The organism is Streptomyces tauricus (assembly GCF_014650955.1).
Lineage (GTDB): Bacteria > Actinomycetota > Actinomycetes > Streptomycetales > Streptomycetaceae > Streptomyces > Streptomyces tauricus.
Window position 1 is genome coordinate 1 of sequence record NZ_BMVY01000034.1, and the last position, 18,264, is coordinate 18,264.

The 18,264-nt window shown below is 72.3% G+C and carries 14 protein-coding genes, 1 rRNA gene and 1 pseudogene; 12 read left to right on the forward strand and 4 right to left on the reverse strand.

Annotated features, from left to right (window positions below):
- Positions 1 to 176: 176 nt before the first annotated feature.
- From rrf to IE278_RS33950, 3 genes and pseudogenes are all read left to right on the forward strand, one after another.
- Positions 177 to 293: ribosomal RNA gene (gene rrf, locus IE278_RS33940) — 5S ribosomal RNA — on the forward strand.
- A gap of 124 nt (positions 294 to 417) precedes the next feature.
- A pseudogene (locus tag IE278_RS33945) lies at positions 418 to 1,728 on the forward strand (hypothetical protein); the annotation flags it as partial.
- Between the two features lie 231 nt (positions 1,729 to 1,959).
- Positions 1,960 to 2,862: a tetratricopeptide repeat protein gene (locus IE278_RS33950; protein ID WP_246571073.1), complete on the forward strand. Its 903-nt coding sequence runs from the start codon at positions 1,960 to 1,962 to the stop codon at positions 2,860 to 2,862.
- Positions 2,863 to 2,943: 81 nt separating this feature from the next.
- Here the strand turns inward: IE278_RS33950 and IE278_RS33955 are convergent, their stop codons facing one another.
- On the reverse strand, positions 2,944 to 4,227 hold the full coding sequence (locus IE278_RS33955; RefSeq protein ID WP_189778069.1) for a DUF1015 domain-containing protein: 1,284 nt from the start codon (positions 4,225 to 4,227) through the stop codon (positions 2,944 to 2,946).
- A 71-nt stretch (positions 4,228 to 4,298) separates the two neighbouring features.
- Here IE278_RS33955 and IE278_RS33960 point away from each other — a divergent pair, with 71 nt between their 5' ends.
- The 4 genes from IE278_RS33960 (at position 4,299) to IE278_RS33975 (ending at position 8,529) form a co-directional block, all read left to right on the forward strand.
- Positions 4,299 to 5,327 (forward strand): HAD hydrolase-like protein, encoded by a 1,029-nt coding sequence (locus IE278_RS33960; RefSeq protein ID WP_189778071.1) that lies wholly within the window; start codon positions 4,299 to 4,301, stop codon positions 5,325 to 5,327.
- A gap of 138 nt (positions 5,328 to 5,465) precedes the next feature.
- Positions 5,466 to 6,509, forward strand: coding sequence for a FecCD family ABC transporter permease (locus tag IE278_RS33965; protein WP_189778073.1), 1,044 nt, complete (start codon positions 5,466 to 5,468; stop codon positions 6,507 to 6,509).
- 158 nt (positions 6,510 to 6,667) lie between these two features.
- A complete protein-coding gene (locus IE278_RS33970; protein ID WP_246571076.1) occupies positions 6,668 to 7,669 on the forward strand; it encodes a FecCD family ABC transporter permease in 1,002 nt (333 codons plus the stop codon).
- On the forward strand, positions 7,666 to 8,529 hold the full coding sequence (locus IE278_RS33975) for an ABC transporter ATP-binding protein (RefSeq protein WP_189778077.1): 864 nt from the start codon (positions 7,666 to 7,668) through the stop codon (positions 8,527 to 8,529). The genes IE278_RS33970 and IE278_RS33975 overlap by 4 nt, the downstream gene beginning before the upstream one ends.
- A gap of 6 nt (positions 8,530 to 8,535) precedes the next feature.
- On the opposite strand, the gene IE278_RS33980 is transcribed toward IE278_RS33975, so the two are convergent.
- Positions 8,536 to 8,883, reverse strand: coding sequence for an SCP2 sterol-binding domain-containing protein (locus IE278_RS33980; RefSeq protein WP_189778087.1), 348 nt, complete (start codon positions 8,881 to 8,883; stop codon positions 8,536 to 8,538).
- A 129-nt stretch (positions 8,884 to 9,012) separates the two neighbouring features.
- Between IE278_RS33980 and IE278_RS33985 the strand changes: the two genes are divergently transcribed.
- The 5 genes from IE278_RS33985 (at position 9,013) to IE278_RS34005 (ending at position 14,595) form a co-directional block, all read left to right on the forward strand.
- The gene (locus IE278_RS33985; RefSeq protein WP_189778239.1) at positions 9,013 to 9,336 is read left to right on the forward strand and encodes a hypothetical protein; all 324 of its coding nucleotides are present in this window, start codon (positions 9,013 to 9,015) and stop codon (positions 9,334 to 9,336) included.
- Between the two features lie 7 nt (positions 9,337 to 9,343).
- Positions 9,344 to 10,159 (forward strand): TlyA family RNA methyltransferase, encoded by an 816-nt coding sequence (locus tag IE278_RS33990; RefSeq protein WP_189778089.1) that lies wholly within the window; start codon positions 9,344 to 9,346, stop codon positions 10,157 to 10,159.
- Positions 10,156 to 11,061: an NAD kinase gene (locus IE278_RS33995; RefSeq protein WP_107021203.1), complete on the forward strand. Its 906-nt coding sequence runs from the start codon at positions 10,156 to 10,158 to the stop codon at positions 11,059 to 11,061. Before IE278_RS33990 ends, IE278_RS33995 begins: the two co-directional genes overlap by 4 nt.
- Positions 11,062 to 11,444: 383 nt before the next feature.
- On the forward strand, positions 11,445 to 13,187 hold the full coding sequence (gene recN, locus IE278_RS34000; protein ID WP_189778091.1) for a DNA repair protein RecN: 1,743 nt from the start codon (positions 11,445 to 11,447) through the stop codon (positions 13,185 to 13,187).
- A gap of 262 nt (positions 13,188 to 13,449) precedes the next feature.
- On the forward strand, positions 13,450 to 14,595 hold the full coding sequence (locus tag IE278_RS34005) for a glycosyltransferase family 4 protein (protein ID WP_189778093.1): 1,146 nt from the start codon (positions 13,450 to 13,452) through the stop codon (positions 14,593 to 14,595).
- 57 nt (positions 14,596 to 14,652) lie between these two features.
- Here IE278_RS34005 and IE278_RS34010 read toward each other — a convergent pair whose 3' ends face one another.
- Positions 14,653 to 16,344 carry a PucR family transcriptional regulator gene (locus tag IE278_RS34010; protein ID WP_189778095.1) on the reverse strand — a complete coding sequence of 564 codons (1,692 nt, stop codon included), beginning with the start codon at positions 16,342 to 16,344 and terminating at the stop codon, positions 14,653 to 14,655.
- 87 nt (positions 16,345 to 16,431) lie between these two features.
- Positions 16,432 to 18,234 carry a glycoside hydrolase family 15 protein gene (locus IE278_RS34015; RefSeq protein ID WP_189778097.1) on the reverse strand — a complete coding sequence of 601 codons (1,803 nt, stop codon included), beginning with the start codon at positions 18,232 to 18,234 and terminating at the stop codon, positions 16,432 to 16,434.
- Positions 18,235 to 18,264 lie beyond the last annotated feature (30 nt).

Genomic DNA, 18,264 nt, shown 5'->3' on the forward strand with positions numbered 1-18,264 from the left:
GGTGGAGCTGACCGGTACTAATAGGCCGAGGGCTTGTCCTCAGTTGCTCGCGTCCACTGTGTAGTTCCCAGACAACGAACGGTTGTGCTGGCTGAACAGTTCCACTAGTCAATTAAATAGTGTGCTTGTTCGCTGCCCGTTCACAGCTCTGCCTCTGGCGGAGTGTCTGAAAGGGTTTCGGTGGTCATAGCGTGAGGGAAACGCCCGGTTACATTCCGAACCCGGAAGCTAAGCCTTACAGCGCCGATGGTACTGCAGGGGGGACCCTGTGGGAGAGTAGGACGCCGCCGAACAATCTTTGAGGACCTCTGGTCCCAGCGACTCGCTGGGACCAGAGGTCCTTTTTTGTTTTCCCGAAGCGCGCCGGGTACCCGGCTGCGCGAGAATGACTTGCGGTACCGATGACAGGAGTCACCCATGTCCACCAACTCTCCCGACGAGCGACCGGAGCGCGATCAGCGACGCCGGGACAGTGGTGACCGCGGCGGCTACCGCGGAGGCCCGAGCCGCGACAACGACCGCGGTGGGGCCGGCAGGCGTGACGACAACCGCGGAGGTGGCGCCCGCCCGCCGTTCCGTCGTGACGATGAGCGTGGTGCCCCGCGCCGCGACAACGACCGCCCGCCCTTCCGCCGCGACGACCGTCGTGACGACAATCGCGGCGGCGGTGACCGTGGCGGCTTCCGTCGCGACGACAACCGTGGCGGTAGCAGCGGTGGCGGCGACCGTGGTGGCTTCCGTCGCGACGACAACCGCAGTGGTGGCAGTCGTCCCCCCTTCCGTCGCGACGACCGGCCCAGTGGGCCGAGCCGTGACGACCGTGACCGTGGTGCCCCGAGGCGTGACGGTGACCGTCCGGCGTTCCGGCGCGACGACCGTCGTGATGACAATCGCGGTGGCGGTGACCGTGGCGGTTTCCGTCGCGATGACAGCCGTGGTGGCAGCGACCGCCCGGCGTTCCGTCGTGACGATGAGCGTGGTGCCCCGCGCCGCGACAACGACCGCCCGCCCTTCCGCCGTGACGATCGCCGTGATGACAATCGCGGTGGCGGTGACCGTGGCGGCTTCCGTCGCGACGACAACCGTGGCGGTGGCGACCGCGGTGGATTCCGTGGCCGCGACGACCGCAGCGGTGGCGGTGACCGCGGCGGTTTCCGTCGTGACGATCGTCGTGACGACAACCGTGGTGGTGGCGAGCGTCCGGCTTTCCGTCGTGACGACGACCGTGGTGCCCCGCGCCGCGACAACGATCGCCCGGCCTTCCGCCGTGACGATCGTCGTGATGACAACCGGGGCGGCGGCGACCGCCCGCCCTTCCGTCGCGACGACGACCGCGGTGGATTCCGTGGGCGCGACGACCGCAGTGGTGGCGGTGACCGCGGTGGTTTCCGTCGCGATGACAACCGTGGTGGCGGTGACCGTCCGGCCTTCCGTCGTGACGATCGCCGGGATGACCGCCGTGACGACAACCGCAGTGGCGGTGACCGTGGCGGTTTCCGTCGCGATGACAGCCGTGGTGGCAGCGACCGCCCGGCGTTCCGTCGTGACGATGACCGCGGTGCTCCGCGCCGCGACAACGACCGTCCGGCCTTCCGCCGTGACGACCGTCGAGACGACAACCGTGGTGGCGGCGACCGCCCGCCCTTCCGTCGAGACGACAACCGTGGCGGTGGCGACCGTGGCGGCTTCAACCGCGACGACAACCGTGGTGGCGGTGACCGCGGTGGGTTCCGTGGTCGTGACGACCGAGCCGGGCGTGACGACCGTGGCCGTGGCGGACCCCGTCGCGACGACAGCCGTGGCCGCCCCAGCGGTGGATTCCGTGGGCGCGACGACCGGGGTGGCGACCGTAATGGCGGCGGCGGTGGCCGCTTCCGCGACGAGCGGGACCGCGATCGCGAGCCGATCAAGCGGCTGCCGATCCCGGACGACGTCACCGGCGAGGAGATCGACAAGGACGTGCGGCAGGAGCTCATGAGCCTGCCGAAGGGACTCGCCGACGACGTGTCGAGGAACCTGGTCATGGTGGCCCGGCTCATCGACGAGGACCCCGAGGGCGCGTACGGCTACTCCAGGGTCGCGCTCCGGCTCGCTTCGCGCGTCGCCGCCGTGCGGGAGGCGGCCGGCTTCGCCGCGTACGCGAACCAGAAGTACAGCGAGGCGCTCGCCGAGTTCAGGGCCGCGCGGCGCATGACCGGCAACGTGGACCTGTGGCCCGTCATGGCGGACTGCGAGCGCGGCCTGGGGCGCCCGGAGAAGGCGCTCGACATGGCCGGGGCCCCCGAGGTGCAGAAGCTCGACAAGGCCGGTCAGGTCGAGATGCGGCTCGTGGCGGCCGGCGCGCGGCGGGACATGGACCAGCTCGACGCGGCCATCGTCACGCTGCAGAGCCCCGAGCTGGCCTCGAACTCCGTCCAACCCTGGACCGCGCGGCTGCGTTACGCGTACGCCGACGCGCTCCTCGCGGCCGGGCGTGAGGGCGAGGCCCGTGAGTGGTTCGCCAAGGCCGTCGAGTCCGACAAGGACGGCAGCACGGACGCCTCGGACCGCCTCGCGGAACTCGACGGCGTCGAATTCGTGGACGCCCTCGTCGAGGACGGGAACGAGGCAGAGGTCGTGGTCGACGACGTGGACGTGAACGTGGACGTAGACGTGGACGTGGAAGACCAGGACCTCGACAGCGACCGCGTCATCGACGACGGCATCGATGACGAGGGCGTTGACGAGGACGATGACGACAGTGCTCCGGAGGTCGTGGCCTCCGAGGCGGCGACGGACGAAGTCGTCGAGATCGTCGAGATCGTCGAGGTGGACGACAGCCCGCAGACGGGCGACAAGGCCAAGGGCGACCAGACGGACTGAGGTCGGCACGTAGGAACGCGCGGGCGGGATTCCCTGAGGGGAGTCCCGCCCGTTCGTGTTTCCGAGGGGCGTGGGGCCGTGTCAGAGCAGTGCGCGCAGTACCAGGCCCGACGCCGGCTTCGGGCCGAAGGACGTCGACTTGCGGGGCATTGTGACGCCCTGGCTCGCAAGGTCGCGTACGACCTCCTCGCGGACCGGGTGCATCAGGACGGCCGTGCCGCCGTCGCGCTCCGCCTTGGCGACCGTGGCGGCCGTGTCGTGGATGTACGCGATGTGCTCGGGGACGTCCGGGATCTTCCAGACGTGGTCCAGGAGCGTGGCGTGCAGGACCGTCGCGTCCAGGGTGCGCCAGGCCTCCGGCGGGTCCGGCGGGATCGTACGGGCGAGGAGGTCGGGGGAGGGGCGGTCGACCAGGTGGAAGGTGCCGTCGCCCGCAAGGAGGAAGGCATTTCCCTCGGCGGTCGCTACGGAGAGGGCCGACAGGGCCGAGGAGAGGATGCCGTCGAGGTGGCGTACGCGGAAGGAGCCGTCCAGGGCCGCGAGGGCCTCGGGCACCGGGAGCTGGTGCAGGAGACGGTGGATCGCGCGGACGCGCAGCGGATGGCGCGCGGTGTCCACCAGGAGTACCAGGCCGTAGTCCCAAGGGCTGGGGGAAGGGTGCTCCCCGCGTACCCGCAGATAGGTCGCCCAGCGGTGGTGGCCGTCCGCGATGAGCGCCTGGCGGTGGGCCAGGTCCGCGCGGATCTCGGCAAGGTCGGCCGGGTCCGTGACGGCCCACAGACGGTGGCTGAAGCCGTCCTCCGTGGTGGTGGACAACAGGGGCGGGTGTTTCGCGGTGCGTTCGATGACGGCCGTCGTACCGGAGGTGCCGTCGCCCCGGTAGGTCAGCAGCAGGGGTTCGAGGTTCGCGGAGGTGGCCCGCATGAGGGCCGCGCGGTCCGCGACGACGTGCGGCATGACGTCCTCGTGCGGCAGCACCACGCCCTCCGACGGCTCCGACAGGCGCAGGGCGCCGATGACGCCCCGTTGGAACATGCCTTCGTCGTCATGCTGCTCGTAGACGTACAGGCCCGGCTGGGCGTCGGTTCTCAGGACGCCCTCGGACACCCAGCGGTGCAGGGTGTCGGCGGCCTGTTCGTTGCGGATGCCGGGCGTAGGGGCCTGCGGCAGGATCAGGCGGACGATGTTGTGCGGGTCCGCCGACTCCAGATGCTGCAGGCCGTCGGGCCGTACGACCACGTCGTACGGCGGTGATGTGACGGCGGACAGGCTGCCGACCCGGTCGGGGTCGTAGCGCAGGCCCCGGAACGGGGTGAGATCAAGGCCCATGCGTGCCGGTACGTCCGCGGTACCTGCCGTGTTCATTGATGCATCGTAAGTGTGTCAGTGCCATGAGCGATGATCGGGGAAAGAGACCGAACGAGGAGCGATGCGTAATGAGCCAGACCGCGAGGACGCGGCCCGAGGGCAGCGAGCAGGCCCTGAGCGAGGCGTACGACACGGCGCTGCTCGACCTGGACGGCGTGGTGTACGCGGGCGGCCACGCGATCGCGCACGCGGTCGAGTCGCTGGGCACGGCCCACACGGGCGGGATGCGCCTCGCGTACGTCACGAACAACGCGCTGCGCACGCCCGACCATGTCGCGGAGCACCTCACGGAGCTGGGTATCGCGACGGAGGCGTCGGACGTCATCACCTCCGCCCAGGCAGTGGCGCGGCTGATGAGTGAGCAACTGCCCAAGGGCGCGCGCGTGCTGGTGATCGGCGGGGAGGGACTGCGGGTCGCGCTGCGCGAGCGCGGTCTTGAGCCGGTCGAGTCGGCCGACGACGACCCGGCGGCCGTCGTGCAGGGGTTCGGCGGCCCCGACCTGCCGTGGGGGCGCTTCGCGGAGGCCTGTTACGCCATCGCGCGCGGGGTGCCGTGGTTCGCGTCCAACACGGACCTGACGATCCCCGGCGCGCGCGGCATCGCTCCGGGCAACGGGGCGGCCGTGGAGGTCGTACGGATCGCGACGGGTGCCGAACCGCAGGTGGCGGGCAAGCCGCTGCCCCCGATGCACCGCGAGACGATCCTGCGGACCGGGGCGAAGCGGCCGCTGGTCGTCGGGGACCGGCTCGACACGGACATCGAGGGCGCGTTCAACGGCGAGGTGGACTCCTTGCTCGTACTCACCGGAGTGACCGACGGCGCGCAGCTCCTCGCCGCGCCGCCGCAGCACCGGCCGACCTATGTCGACGCCGATCTGCGGGGGATGCTGACCGGGCAGCCCGAGGTGGTCGAGGCGGGAGACGGCTTCCGGTGCGGGGGTTACACGGCCACGGCCGGCGGCGAGAGGCTGGAACTGGACGGTGAGGGCGAGCCCATGGACGGGCTGAGGGCGCTGTGTGCCGCGGCCTGGACGGCGGGCGGCGACGCGGCCTGCGAGCTGGACGGAGGCAAGGCGCTGGCGCGGCTGGGCCTCTGAGACCCGCTCACGGCCTCGCCAGGCCTCGTGGGCCGCTCATGGTCCCGCCCGGTCCGGTCGGCCGCCCTGGGCCTCACCTGGCCTGGTCACCGTGTGCGCCGATCGAAGCACTGGGCAAGTTAGGTTAACCTAACTGCCGTGTTGGTCGACAGTCCCACCGAACCGAGCGCGGAGACCGCCCCCGCGCCCCCCAGGCGACGGGCGGTCCGAGCCGCCGGGCTCGTCCTGTCCCTCGCCGTGCTGGTGCTCGTCGCCCTGGCGAGCATCGCCGTCGGCGCGAAAGAGCTGTCCCTGGAACAGGTCTGGCACGGCCTGTTCCAGGACTCCGGTACGTACGGCGACGTCGTGGTGGGGGAGCGGCTGTCGCGTACGGTCCTCGGGCTGCTCGTCGGTGCCGCGCTCGGCCTCGCCGGGGCCGTGCTCCAGGCGCTCACCCGCAACCCGCTCGCCGACCCCGGGCTGCTCGGCATCAACGCGGGCGCGTCCGCCGCGGTCGTCACGGCGATCACCTTCTTCGGCGTCACCTCGCTGAACGGCTATGTGTGGTTCGCCTTCGCGGGCGCCGCCGTGGTCGGAGTGCTCGTGTTCCTCCTCGGCGGCAGCCGGGGCGCGACGCCGGTGCGGCTCGCCCTCGCCGGTACCGCGATCAGCGCCGCGCTCTACGGCTATCTGCAGGCCGTGATGATCACGGACGAGGCGGCGCTCGGCACGATGCGCTTCTGGACGGTCGGTTCGCTGGCCTCGGCGACCAGCGACATCATCTGGCAGGTGCTGCCGTTCCTCGTGGCCGGTACGGTCCTGGCGCTGGCCCTCGCCCGGCCGCTGAACGCCATGGCCATGGGCGACGACACGGCGCGTGCGCTGGGCGCGCATCTGAACCGCACCCGCGCGCTCTCCATGGCCGCCGCCACCGTGCTGTGCGGGGCCGCGACCGCCGCCTGCGGGCCGATCGTCTTCGTGGGGCTGATGGTCCCGCACGTCGTGCGGTCCTTCACCGGGCCCGACCTGCGCTGGATCCTGCCGTACGCCACCGTGCTGTCCCCGGTGCTGCTGCTCGGCGCCGACGTCGTCGGCCGCATGGTGGCGCGGCCCGCGGAACTCCAGGTCGGTATCGTCACCGCGATCCTCGGCGGCCCGGTCTTCATCTTTCTCGTACGACGGCGGAGGACGGCACAGCTGTGAAGGTCCCACGCACCCAGGCCGAGCCCGCTCAGGCGGCTCCTACTCCAGCGGCTCCCACCTCAGCGGCTTCCGCCTCAGCGGCTCCCACTCCGGGGACTGCCGCCCCGGCAGCTCCCGCCCGGGCCTTTCGCGGACGCACGGTCCGTGCCGTCGGCGGGCTGTCGGTCCGTGTCGACGTCCGCGCGTTCACGGTCGTCGTCCTGCTGCTGGTGGCCGCGCTCGCCGCGAGTGTCGTCCTCATCGGCACCGGCGACTTCCCGATCTCCGCCGGCGATGTCCTCAAGACGCTGTTCGGCACGGGGAGCGCGAGCCAGGAGTTCATCGTCGAGCAACTGCGGCTGCCGCGGGTCCTGGTGGGGCTCCTGGTCGGCGCCGCACTCGGAGTCGGCGGCGCCCTCTTCCAGACCATCTCCCGCAATCCGCTGGGCAGTCCGGACGTACTCGGCCTCGGACAGGGCTCGACGGCCGGCGCGCTCGTGATGATCGTGCTGTTCTCCGGAAGCCCCGAACAGGTCACCGTCGGAGCGCTGGTCGGCGGGCTGGTGACCGGGCTCGCCATCTATCTGCTCGCCTGGAAGCGGGGCGTGCACGGATACCGGCTGGTCCTGGTCGGTATCGGTGTCTCCGCGATCGTCACCGCCGTCAACGGCTATCTGATCACCAAGGCCGACCTGGTCGACGCGACCCGCGCGATCGTCTGGATGACCGGTTCCCTCAACGGCCGTGACTGGGAGCAGGTCTGGCCCCTGCTCTGGCTGTGCGCCGTACTCGTACCGCTGGTCCTCGGCAACGCGCGCGCCCTGCGGATGCTGGAGATGGGCGACGACGTGGCGTACGCGCTCGGCGTGCGCGTGGAGCGGACGCGACTGCTGCTCATGGTGGCCGCCGTACTGCTCACCGCGTCGGCGACCGCCGCCGCGGGCCCGGTCGGTTTCGTCGCGCTCACCGCGCCACAGCTCGCACGGCGCCTGACGCGCTCGCCGGGACCCAATCTGGTGCCGTCGATGTGCATGGGCGCCACCCTCCTGGTCGTCGCGGACTGGGCCTCGCAGAAGGTCTTCGGTGCCGACCAGGTGCCCGTCGGCGTGGTCACCGGAGTCCTCGGCGGCGTCTACCTGCTGTGGCTCCTGGTCACCGAGCGCAAGGCGGGCCGGATATGAACCCCGACCCCGGCACGACCCGTACGAGGCCGAACCACCCGAGGAGCACTGTGAACCGCCTGTCTGCCGAGGACGTCACCCTCGCCTATGACCAGCGCGTCATCGCCGAGCGGTTGTCGGTCGGGATACCGGACAACTCGTTCACGGTGATCGTCGGCCCCAACGCCTGCGGCAAGTCCACCCTGCTGCGCGCGCTGTCCCGTATGCTGAAGCCCCGCCAGGGCCGGGTCCTCCTCGACGGCCAGGCCATCCAGTCGCTGCCCGCCAAGAAGGTGGCGAGGACGCTCGGACTGCTCCCGCAGTCGTCGATCGCGCCCGACGGGATCACCGTCGGCGACCTCGTGGGGCGCGGTCGCTACCCGCACCAGGGGCTGCTGCGCCAGTGGTCGACCGACGACGAGCGGATCGTCCGCGAGTCCATGGCCTCGACCGGGGTCGCCGAACTCGCCGACCGGTACGTCGACGAGCTCTCCGGAGGCCAGCGCCAGCGCGTGTGGATCGCCATGGCGCTCGCCCAGCAGACCCCGCTGCTGCTGCTCGACGAGCCGACCACCTTCCTCGACATCCAGCACCAGATCGACGTACTCGACCTCTGTGCCGAACTGCACGAGGAGCAGGGGCGCACGCTGGTCGCCGTACTGCACGACCTCAACCACGCCGCCCGCTACGCCACCCATCTGATCGCCCTGCGCGACGGCGCGGTGATCGCGGAGGGCGCCCCGGCGGACATCGTCACGGCCGAACTGGTCGAGGAGGTCTTCGGGCTGCGCTGCCAGGTCATCGACGACCCGGAGACGGGCACGCCGCTGGTGGTGCCGGCGGCGCGGAAGGCCCGTACGAACGTCGAAGCAGCTTTCTGACGAACGTCAAAGCAGCTTTCTGAGCCGCATCAGGTCGCGCAGGCCCGCTTCGAGCTTGACGCGGCCCGAGCCCCAGGCCTTCGCGAAATGGAGCTCGCCGTCGACCATCGCGACCAGGTCGTCGCCGGTCATCGCGAGCCGGATCTCGGCCTTCTCGGGCGGCGGGCCCTCGACGGTGTCGAGCACCACGATCCGGCCGTCCCGCAGGCGGCCCACGAAGGTGATGTCCAGGTCGGTGATACGGCAGCTCAGGGAGCGGTCCAACGCGGCCGCGCTCTGTACGTCGCCGTTCGCGCCGGCCATGTTGTCCGAGAGTTTGTCGAGTGCGCTGCGGCACTCCTCGATCGTCGCCATCGTGATCGACGGTACCTCAGCCCTTCGCGGTAGCGTCGGGGCATGAGCGAGTCCATGACCGGCCCGGAGGCCGAAAGCCCCGGTACGGATCCTTTCGGTACGCAGCCTCCGGGTACGCAGCCTCCGGGTATGGAGCCGGAGACGGAGCCGCACGCCGGGTCCGACGCCCCGCCCGGCCCCGACACCCGGCCCGAGTACGACCCCGCCGCCCCCGCCCCGCTGTACGTGCCGCGTACGCCGACCGGTGACGCCGAGGTCGACGCCCTGCTCGACCGGCTGGCCGACGCGGACCACCTCGACACGGACGGGCACGTGGAGGTGTACGAGGATGTACACCGGGGGCTGCGCGACGCGCTCACCGCGCTCGACGCCCGCCCGGGACCTCCGGCGCCCCCCGCGCCGAACAGCAGCAGTCATCACAGCGCTGGCTACAGCTACAGCAACAGGAGCTGAACCGAACGTGGCAGGAGTGGCACGACGCCGCCTCGACGCCGAGCTGGTCCGACGCAAGCTCGCCCGCTCGCGCGAGCACGCCGGACAGCTGATCGCCGCCGGGCGGGTCACCGTCGGCAAGAACCTCGCGACCAAACCCGCCACCCAGGTGGAGACCGCGGCCCCCATCCTGGTCAGCCAGGACGACAACGACCCCGACTACGTCTCGCGCGGCGGCCACAAGCTGGCGGGGGCCCTGGAGGCCTTCGTACCGCTGGGCCTGGAGGTCCAGGGGCGGCGGGCCCTGGACGCCGGAGCCTCGACCGGCGGGTTCACCGATGTGCTGCTGCGCGCGGGCGTCTCCCACGTCCTCGCCGTGGACGTCGGCTACGGGCAGTTGGCGTGGTCTCTCCAAAGCGATGAACGCGTCACCGTCAAGGACCGTACGAACGTACGCGAGTTGACGTTGGAGGCGATCGATGGGGAGCCGGTGGATCTTGTAGTCGGTGATTTGTCCTTCATCCCGCTCGGCCTGGTGCTGCCCGCCCTTGTGCGGTGCGCGGCGCCCGACGCCGACCTGGTGATGATGGTCAAGCCGCAGTTCGAGGTGGGCAGGGAACGGCTCGGGAGCGGCGGAGTGGTCCGCAGCCCCGAGCTGCGGGCGGACGCCGTACGCGGTGTGGCCCGCCAGGCGGGGGAACTGGGGCTCGGGGTGAAGGGTGTGACGGCCAGTCCGCTGCCCGGGCCCTCGGGGAATGTCGAGTACTTTCTGTGGCTGCGTGCCGGGGCACCCGCACTGGACCCGGCCGACGTTGACCGTGCAGTGGCGGAGGGGCCGCGTTGACCGACACCCGATCTCGTACCGTTTTCCTGCTCGCGCACACCGGGCGGCCCGCGGCCATCCGCAGTGCCGAGCTCGTCGTCGAGGGGCTGCTGCGCTCCGGACTCGGCGTACGTGTCCTGGAGGCGGAGGCGGCCGATCTGCCGCTGCCGCCGACCGTGGAGCTCGTCAAGGAGGCGACTCCGGAGTGCCTCGACGGATGTGAGCTGCTGATCGTCCTCGGCGGTGACGGCACGCTGCTGCGCGGCGCCGAGTTCGCGCGCGCCTCCGGGGTGCCGATGCTCGGCGTCAACCTGGGGCGCGTCGGCTTCCTCGCGGAGGCCGAGCGCGACGACCTCGACAAGGTCGTCGACCGGGTGGTGACGAGGGCGTACGAGGTCGAGGAGCGCATGACCGTCGACGTCGTCGTGCACAGCAACGGCGATGTCGTGCACACGGACTGGGCGCTCAACGAGGCGGCCGTGCAGAAGGCGGGCGCCGAGAAGCTTCTTGAGGTCGTCCTGGAGATCGACGGGCGGCCGGTGACCGGGTTCGGCTGCGACGGGATCGTGCTGTCCACGCCGACCGGGTCCACGGCGTACGCGTTCTCCGCGGGCGGGCCCGTGGTGTGGCCGGAGGTGGAGGCGCTGCTCATGGTGCCGATCAGTGCGCACGCGCTGTTCGCGAAGCCGTTGGTGACCTCGCCGAACTCCGTGCTGGCTGTGGAGATCCTGCCGCACATTCCGCCGGGGGTGCTGTGGTGTGACGGGCGGCGCACGATCGAGCTGCCGCCGGGGGCGCGGGTGGAGGTCCGTCGCGGGGCCGTTCCGGTGCGGCTGGCGCGGCTGCACCATGCCTCGTTCACCGACCGGCTGGTGGCCAAGTTCGCGTTGCCCGTCGCGGGGTGGCGGGGGGCGCCGCACTAGGGGTGCGGCTGGGGTGCGGTCGCCTCGGGCGCGGTGATGACTCTGCGGGTCCGTACGGGCTGGAGTGCGCAGTTCCCCGCGCCCCTTGGCCCCTGGGGGGGCTTGGGGTGGTGTGGGGATGACTGTGCGGGTCGGTGGGGGCTCGGGTGCGCAGTTCCCCGCGCCCCTTGGGGGGCTTTCGGCGGCGCGGTGATGACTCTGCGGGTCCGTGAGGGTTGGAGTGCGCGGTTCCCCGCGCCCCTTGGGGGGCTTGGGGTGGTCGGTGTGGGGATGGGGCTGTGGGGTGGTGGGGGCGGTTTTCCCGGGGTCTTGCGGGGGGCGGGGGTGCCTGGACGTTTGTGCAGGGAATGGGGCGGCGTCGCGCCGGGTGGGGGAAACCTCGTATGGTCATGTCCGTGTTGGAGGAGATGCGGATACGGTCGCTCGGAGTCATCGACGACGCGGTGGTCGAGCTGTCGCCCGGCTTCACCGCGGTCACCGGTGAGACCGGCGCGGGCAAGACGATGGTGGTCACCAGCCTGGGCCTGCTGATGGGCGGACGCGCCGACGCCGCCCTCGTGCGGATCGGGGCCAAGAACGCGGTGGTGGAGGGACGGATCTCCGTCCTCAAGGGCTCCGCGGCGAACCTGCGGGCCGAGGAGGCCGGCGCGGAACTCGACGACGGCACCCTGCTCATCAGCCGTACCGTTTCCGCCGAGGGGCGCTCCCGCGCGCATCTCGGCGGGCGTTCCGTGCCGGTGGGGCTGCTCGCCGAACTCGCCGACGACCTGGTGGCCGTGCACGGGCAGACCGATCAGCAGGGGCTGCTCAAGCTGTCCCGGCAACGGCAGGCCCTCGACCGGTACGCGGGCGACGCGGTCGCCGTGCCGCTCGCGAAGTACGCGGGCGCCTACCGCCGGCTGCGCGCAGTCACCACCGAGCTGGACCAGATCACCACGCGCGCCCGTGAACGCGCCCAGGAAGCCGACATGCTGCGCTTCGGGCTTGACGAGATCGCCGGGGTGGAGCCCAGGGCGGGCGAGGACGTGGAGCTGGCGGCCGAGGCCGAGCGGCTGGGCCACGCGGAGGCGCTGGCGTCGGCCGCCACGGTCGCGCACGCCGCCCTCGCGGGCAACCCCGAGGACCCGGAGGGCATCGACGCCACGACACTCGTGGCGGGCGCGCACCGGGCCCTGGAGGCCGTACGGTCCCACGACGCGGCCCTGGGCGCGCTGGCGGGCCGCATCGGGGAGATCGGCATCCTGCTGGGCGACGTGGCGGGGGAGCTGGCGGGCTACGCCGACGACCTCGACGCGGATCCGCTGCGGCTCGCGGCGGTGGAGGAGCGGCGTGCCGCGCTGACCGCGCTGACCCGTAAGTACGGCGCGGACGTGGACGCGGTGCTGACCTACGCCGAGCAGAGCGCCGCCCGGCTCCTGGAACTGGACGGGGACGACGACCGGATCGGCGAGCTCACCGCCGAGCGCGACGCGCTGCGGGCCGAGCTGGGCGGACTGGCGCAGGCCCTCACCGACGCCCGTACGGAGGCCGCCGAACGGTTCGCCGCCGCCGTGACCGCCGAACTGGCCTCGCTCGCCATGCCGCACGCGCGCGTGTCGTTCGACATCCGGCAGACCGAGGACCCGGAGGGTGTGGAGGTCGGCGGACGCCCCGTCTCGTACGGGCCCGCGGGCTGCGACGAGGTCGAACTGCTCCTCGCCCCGCACCCGGGGGCGCCGCCGCGGCCCATCGCCAAGGGCGCGTCCGGCGGCGAACTGTCGCGGGTCATGCTCGCGGTCGAGGTCGTCTTCGCGGGTACGGACCCGGTGCCCACGTACCTCTTCGACGAGGTCGACGCCGGTGTCGGCGGCAAGGCGGCCGTCGAGATCGGCCGGCGGCTCGCGAAGCTCGCCAAGAGCGCGCAGGTCGTCGTCGTCACCCACCTGCCGCAGGTGGCCGCGTTCGCCGACCGGCAGCTGCTGGTCGAGAAGACCAACGACGGCTCGGTGACCCGTTCCGGCGTGAAGGTCCTGGAGGGCGAGGAGCGCATCCGTGAGCTCTCCCGGATGCTGGCGGGCCAGGAGGACTCGCAGACGGCACGGGCCCACGCGGAGGAACTGCTGGCGACGGCCCGCGCGGACGGATAGGGGCGCGAAAGGGGCGCGGGCAGGAGCTCGTCAGGGACGATGCCCGCCCCTGACTGTCTTCGCACCTCGCCCGGCGCTCACTCGTGTGAGTGAGCGCCCGCATCCCGTCCGCACCCCCGGCGTCCCAGTGATCACGCGGTGGTCGGCAACTGGCCCCCGTCCTGGCATCCTTGGAAGGAGGACGAGCGGTACACCCCCACCGCCCGTTCCTTCGGTACTTTTCTTCGTGACCGCCCGCCGCCGAACCAGGAGCCACGGCCACGTGAGCCACGTGAGCAGCCACTCACCGCACGGACAGTCGCCGCTGCGTACCGTCCAGGTGCTCGGCGGCGGCAGCGCGGGCAGCTGCGCCCATGTGCGGTCGCTGACCTCGGGACTCGTCGCCCGGGGCGTGCGGGTGACCGTGTGCGCCCCGACCGAGGCCGATCACGCGTACGACTTCACCGGCGTCGGTGCCGACCATGTCCCTGTGTCCCGGCGCAACGACCCGACCTCCGTGGCCGCGCTGCGGGCGGTCTGCGGGGACGCCGACCTCGTCCACGCGCACGGCCTGCACGCCGCGCTGCGGGCCGCGCTCGCGCTCAGCGGACGGCGCGTCCCGCTCGTCGTCACCTGGCACACCCGCCCGTACGCCGAGGGCGCGCGGGCTCATCTGCTGCGCGCCCTGGAGCGGCGGGTGGCGAAGGCCGCGTCGGTGGTCCTCGGCTCCTCGTCCGACCTGGTGGACCGCGCCCGCAGCAGGGGCGCGCGGGACGCACGGCTCGCCGCGGTCGCCCTGCCGGGCGGGCGGCGGCCCGGCGCCGCGCACGAGGACGCGGAAGCAGATGGACTGCGGCCCAAGACGCGCGCGGAACTCGGTACCACCGACCGGCCGTTGCTGCTGGCCGTCGGCTCCCTCGACCGGTACCGGGGCTACGACACGCTGCTGGACGCCGCGCGCGCGTGGCGTCGGCTCGACCCGGTGCCGCTGCTCGTGATCGCCGGTGAGGGACCGCTGCGCGGCGCGCTCCAGCGGCGCATCGAGAACGAAGGGCTGCCCGTACGTCTCATCGGCCGGCGGGACGACATCGGGGAGTTGCTCGCCGCCGCCGACCTCGCCCTGCTGCCCGGCTGCCCGGAGTCGCGCTCCCTGCTCGCCCAGGAGGCCCTGCACGCGCGCGTGCCGCTGGTCGCGGCCGCCACCGCGGGGATGCCCGAACTCGTGGGCGACGCGGCCGAGCTGGTCCCGCACGGCGACGCGCGGGCGCTCGCCGAGGCCGTCGCCGGTCTGCTCGCCGACCCCGAGCGGTGCGAGCGGCTGAAGGACAGGGGCACGCTCCAGGCGGCCACCTGGCCGACCGAGGACGAGACGGTGGCGCAGGTCCTCAGCGTGTACGACGAGCTGACCCGGCCCCTGCCGCTTCCGTAGCCCGGAGGGCCGGTCGGGCCGTCACAGCCGTCACAGCCGTCAAAGCGGCCACGGCCGTCACGGGACGAGTCTGCGGGCCCGCAGTGCCAGGCTCAGGGCCAGTACCGTCTGCGGATCGTCCAGGTCCGTCCCGAGCAGCTCCCCGATCCGGGCGAGCCGGTTGTAGAGCGTCTGCCGGTTGAGGTGCAGTTCGCGCGCGGTCTCCGCCTTGCGGCCCGCGTGCGCGAGATACGTCTCCAGGGTGGGCAGCAGCGGCGGCTTCGAGCGGTGGTCGTGATCGCGCAGAGGGCCGATCGCGCGGTCCACGAAGGCCGCCAGGTCCTGATGGTCCCGCAGCCGCCACAGCAGCAGGTCGATGTCCAGGCGCCGGGCGTCGTACCAGGGCCGGTCGGACAGCCCCTGGGCGGCCGTCGCCGTCTCGGCCGCGTGCCGCAGGCCCGCCGACGCGGCAGCCCAGCCGCCCGCCACGCCCACCACCACGACCGGCGGCTGCGCTCCCGGCCGCTGCGTCCCCGCCCGCTCCACACCCGCCCGCAGCGCCGCGGCGACCCGGTCCGCGACCGCCGGCCGCTCGGACTCCGCGCGCAGCCCCACCAGCAGCGGTACCCGGCCCTCCACGGGCCGTACGCCGAGCAGGACCGGTACGCCCACCGAGGCCAGCTCCTCGGCGACCGCCCGTGCGAGGACGGCCCAGCCGCCGCCGGGCGACAGCCCGTCGGCGAGACGCATGACGACCGGCAGCAGGGGGCTCGCGCCGGGCTTGAAACCGAGGACCCGGGCCTGCGCCGGGGCGTCCTCGGCGGCGATGCGGCCCTCGGCGAGGTCGGTGAGGAAGTCGCCGCGCCCGCGGGCCGCCAGCTCCTCCTCCTGGCGGGCCTGCATCAGGACCACCGCGAGGACGCCCGCCGCCCGCTCCGTCGCGATCCGGTGCACGGGCGCGAGCGGGGTGTTCACGGGCAGGAGGACCAGCCGGGCCCGGGCCGCCCCGGCGCCGCCGCCCTGTCCGCCGCCGGGCACGTCCACGAGGACCGTACCGGCGGGCGGCCCGGCTCGGTGCTGACCTGTTCCGTGCTGACCCGCTCCGTGCTGATCGGCCTTGTGCGGGCCGCGCAGCCCCTCCCACACCTGGAGCGGGTCGGCGTTCGCGGGGCCGGCCCCGGCGGCGTACAGGAGCTGGCCGTCCGGGGTCTCCAGGAAGACCGGGTTGCCAGCGAAGTCGGCGAGGATGCCGAGGACCTGCGGGATGCCGCCACCGCCGAGCAGGGCCTCGGTGCAGCGCCGGTGGACCTCCTCGGCGCGCTGGAGCAGTGCGTAGTGGCCGTTGACGATCTCGGTGTGGATCTCCTCCGTGACCGTCACGAACGGCACCTCGCGGTGCAGCTGCACCAGCGGCAGCCCGGCCGTGCGTGCCGTCTCCACGAGCGCGGCGGGCAGTCGCGTGAAGCGCGGCCCCAACTCCACGACCAGGGCCGCGATGCCGCGCTCGGCGAGGGTACGGACGAACGCCCGCTGCTCGGCGGGGCGGGTGCCGAATCCGTAACCGGTGGTCAGGAGCAGTTCGCCGCCCTTGAGCAGCGACGCGATGTTCGGTACCTCGCCCGCGTGCACCCAGCGCACGGTGCGGCCCAGCCGCTCGGCGCCCGCCAGGATCTCCGGCAGGCCGCCGCGCAGTGCGGGCAACTCCAGGGCCCGCCGCACGGTGATCCCGCCACTGTGCTGTGTGTCCGGCGTGTCGTTACGGCTGTCCATGACCGGACGCTACCCCGTCCGCCACCTGCTGTGACGCGCCGGACAGGGCTCACGGGGGCGCCTCGGCGCCGCCGTGAGCCGCCGCACTCAGCCTCCGTACGCCCCGGAGGCCGTCAGCCGCAGGGCCGTGTCGATCAGCGGAACATGGCTGAACGCCTGCGGGAAGTTGCCCACCTGGCGCTTGAGACGCGGGTCCCACTCCTCGGCGAGGAGCCCCAGGTCGTTGCGCAGGGCCAGCAGCTTCTCGAAGAGCTTGCGGGCCTCGTCCACGCGGCCGATCATCGCGAGGTCGTCCGCCATCCAGAACGAGCAGGCCAGGAACGCGCCCTCGTCGCCCTCCAGGCCGTCCACGCCCGCGTCGTCGCCCGAGGTGGGGTAGCGCAGGATGAAGCCGTCCGAGGTGGACAGCTCGCGCTGGATGGCCTCGATCGTGCCGATCACGCGCTTGTCGTCCGGGGGCAGGAAGCCCATCTGCGGGATCAGCAGCAGGGAGGCGTCCAGCTCCTTGGAGCCGTACGACTGCGTGAACGTGTTGCGTTCCTTGTCGTAGCCCTTCTCGCACACGTCCCGGTGGATGTCGTCGCGCAGCTCGCGCCACTTCTCCAGCGGGCCGTCCGCGTCCCCGGACTCGATGAGCTTGATCGTGCGGTCGACGGCGACCCAGGCCATCACCTTCGAGTGGACGAAGTGGCGGCGCGGCCCGCGGACCTCCCAGATGCCCTCGTCGGGCTCGTCCCAGTGGTCCTCCAGGTAGCGGATCAGCTTGAGCTGGAGGAGCGAGGCGTAGTCGTTGCGGGCCAGGCCGGTCATGTGCGCCAGGTGCAGGGCTTCCGTCACCTCGCCGTACACGTCGAGCTGGAGCTGGTTGGCCGCGCCGTTCCCGACGCGTACGGGGCCGGAGTTCTCGTATCCCGGCAGCCAGTCGAGTTCCGCCTCGCCCAGTTCCCGCTCGCCCGCGATGCCGTACATGATCTGCAGGTTCTCGGGGTCGCCCGCCACCGCGCGCAGGAGCCACTCGCGCCAGGCGCGGGCCTCCTCGCGGTAGCCGGTGCGCAGCAGCGACGACAGGGTGATCGCCGCGTCGCGCAGCCAGGTGTAGCGGTAGTCCCAGTTGCGGACCCCGCCGATCTCCTCAGGGAGGGAGGTCGTGGGGGCGGCGACGATGCCGCCCGTCGGCGCGTACGTCAGCGCCTTCAGGGTGATCAGCGAGCGGACCACGGCCTCGCGGTAGGGCCCGTGGTACGTGCACTGGGCCACCCAGTCGTGCCAGAAGTCCTCGGTGGCCTCCAGGGCCTGCTCCGGCTCGGGCAGCGCGGGCGGCTGCTTGTGCGAGGGCTCCCAGGAGATGGTGAACGCGATCCGCTCACCCGGCGCGACCGTGAAGTCCGAGTACGTCGTCAGCGCCTTGCCGTACGTCTCGCACTCCGTGTCGAACCACACGGAGTCGGGGCCGGCGACGGCCACCGTCCGCCCCTCGTGCTTGTGCACCCACGGCACCACACGCCCGTACGAGAAGCGCATCCGCAGGGCGGAGCGCATCGGGACGCGGCCCGTGACGCCCTCGACGATCCGGATCAGCTGGGGGGCGCCGTCACGCGGGGGCATGAAATCGGTCACCCGGACCGTGCCGCGTGAGGTGTCCCACTCGGATTCGAGGATCAGCGAGTCGCCGCGGTAGCGGCGGCGGACCGCTCTCGGCGGTTCGGCGTCGGCGGCGTGCGCGGGGCCCAGCCGCCAGAAGCCGTGCTCCTCCGTGCCGAGCAGTCCCGCGAAGACGGCGTGGGAGTCGAAGCGGGGGAGGCACAGCCAGTCCACCGTGCCGTCCCTGCAGACCAGCGCGGCCGTCTGCATGTCTCCGATAAGTGCGTAGTCTTCGATGCGCCCGGCCACGTGCAACTCCAGTCGAACGGCCACGTCGCC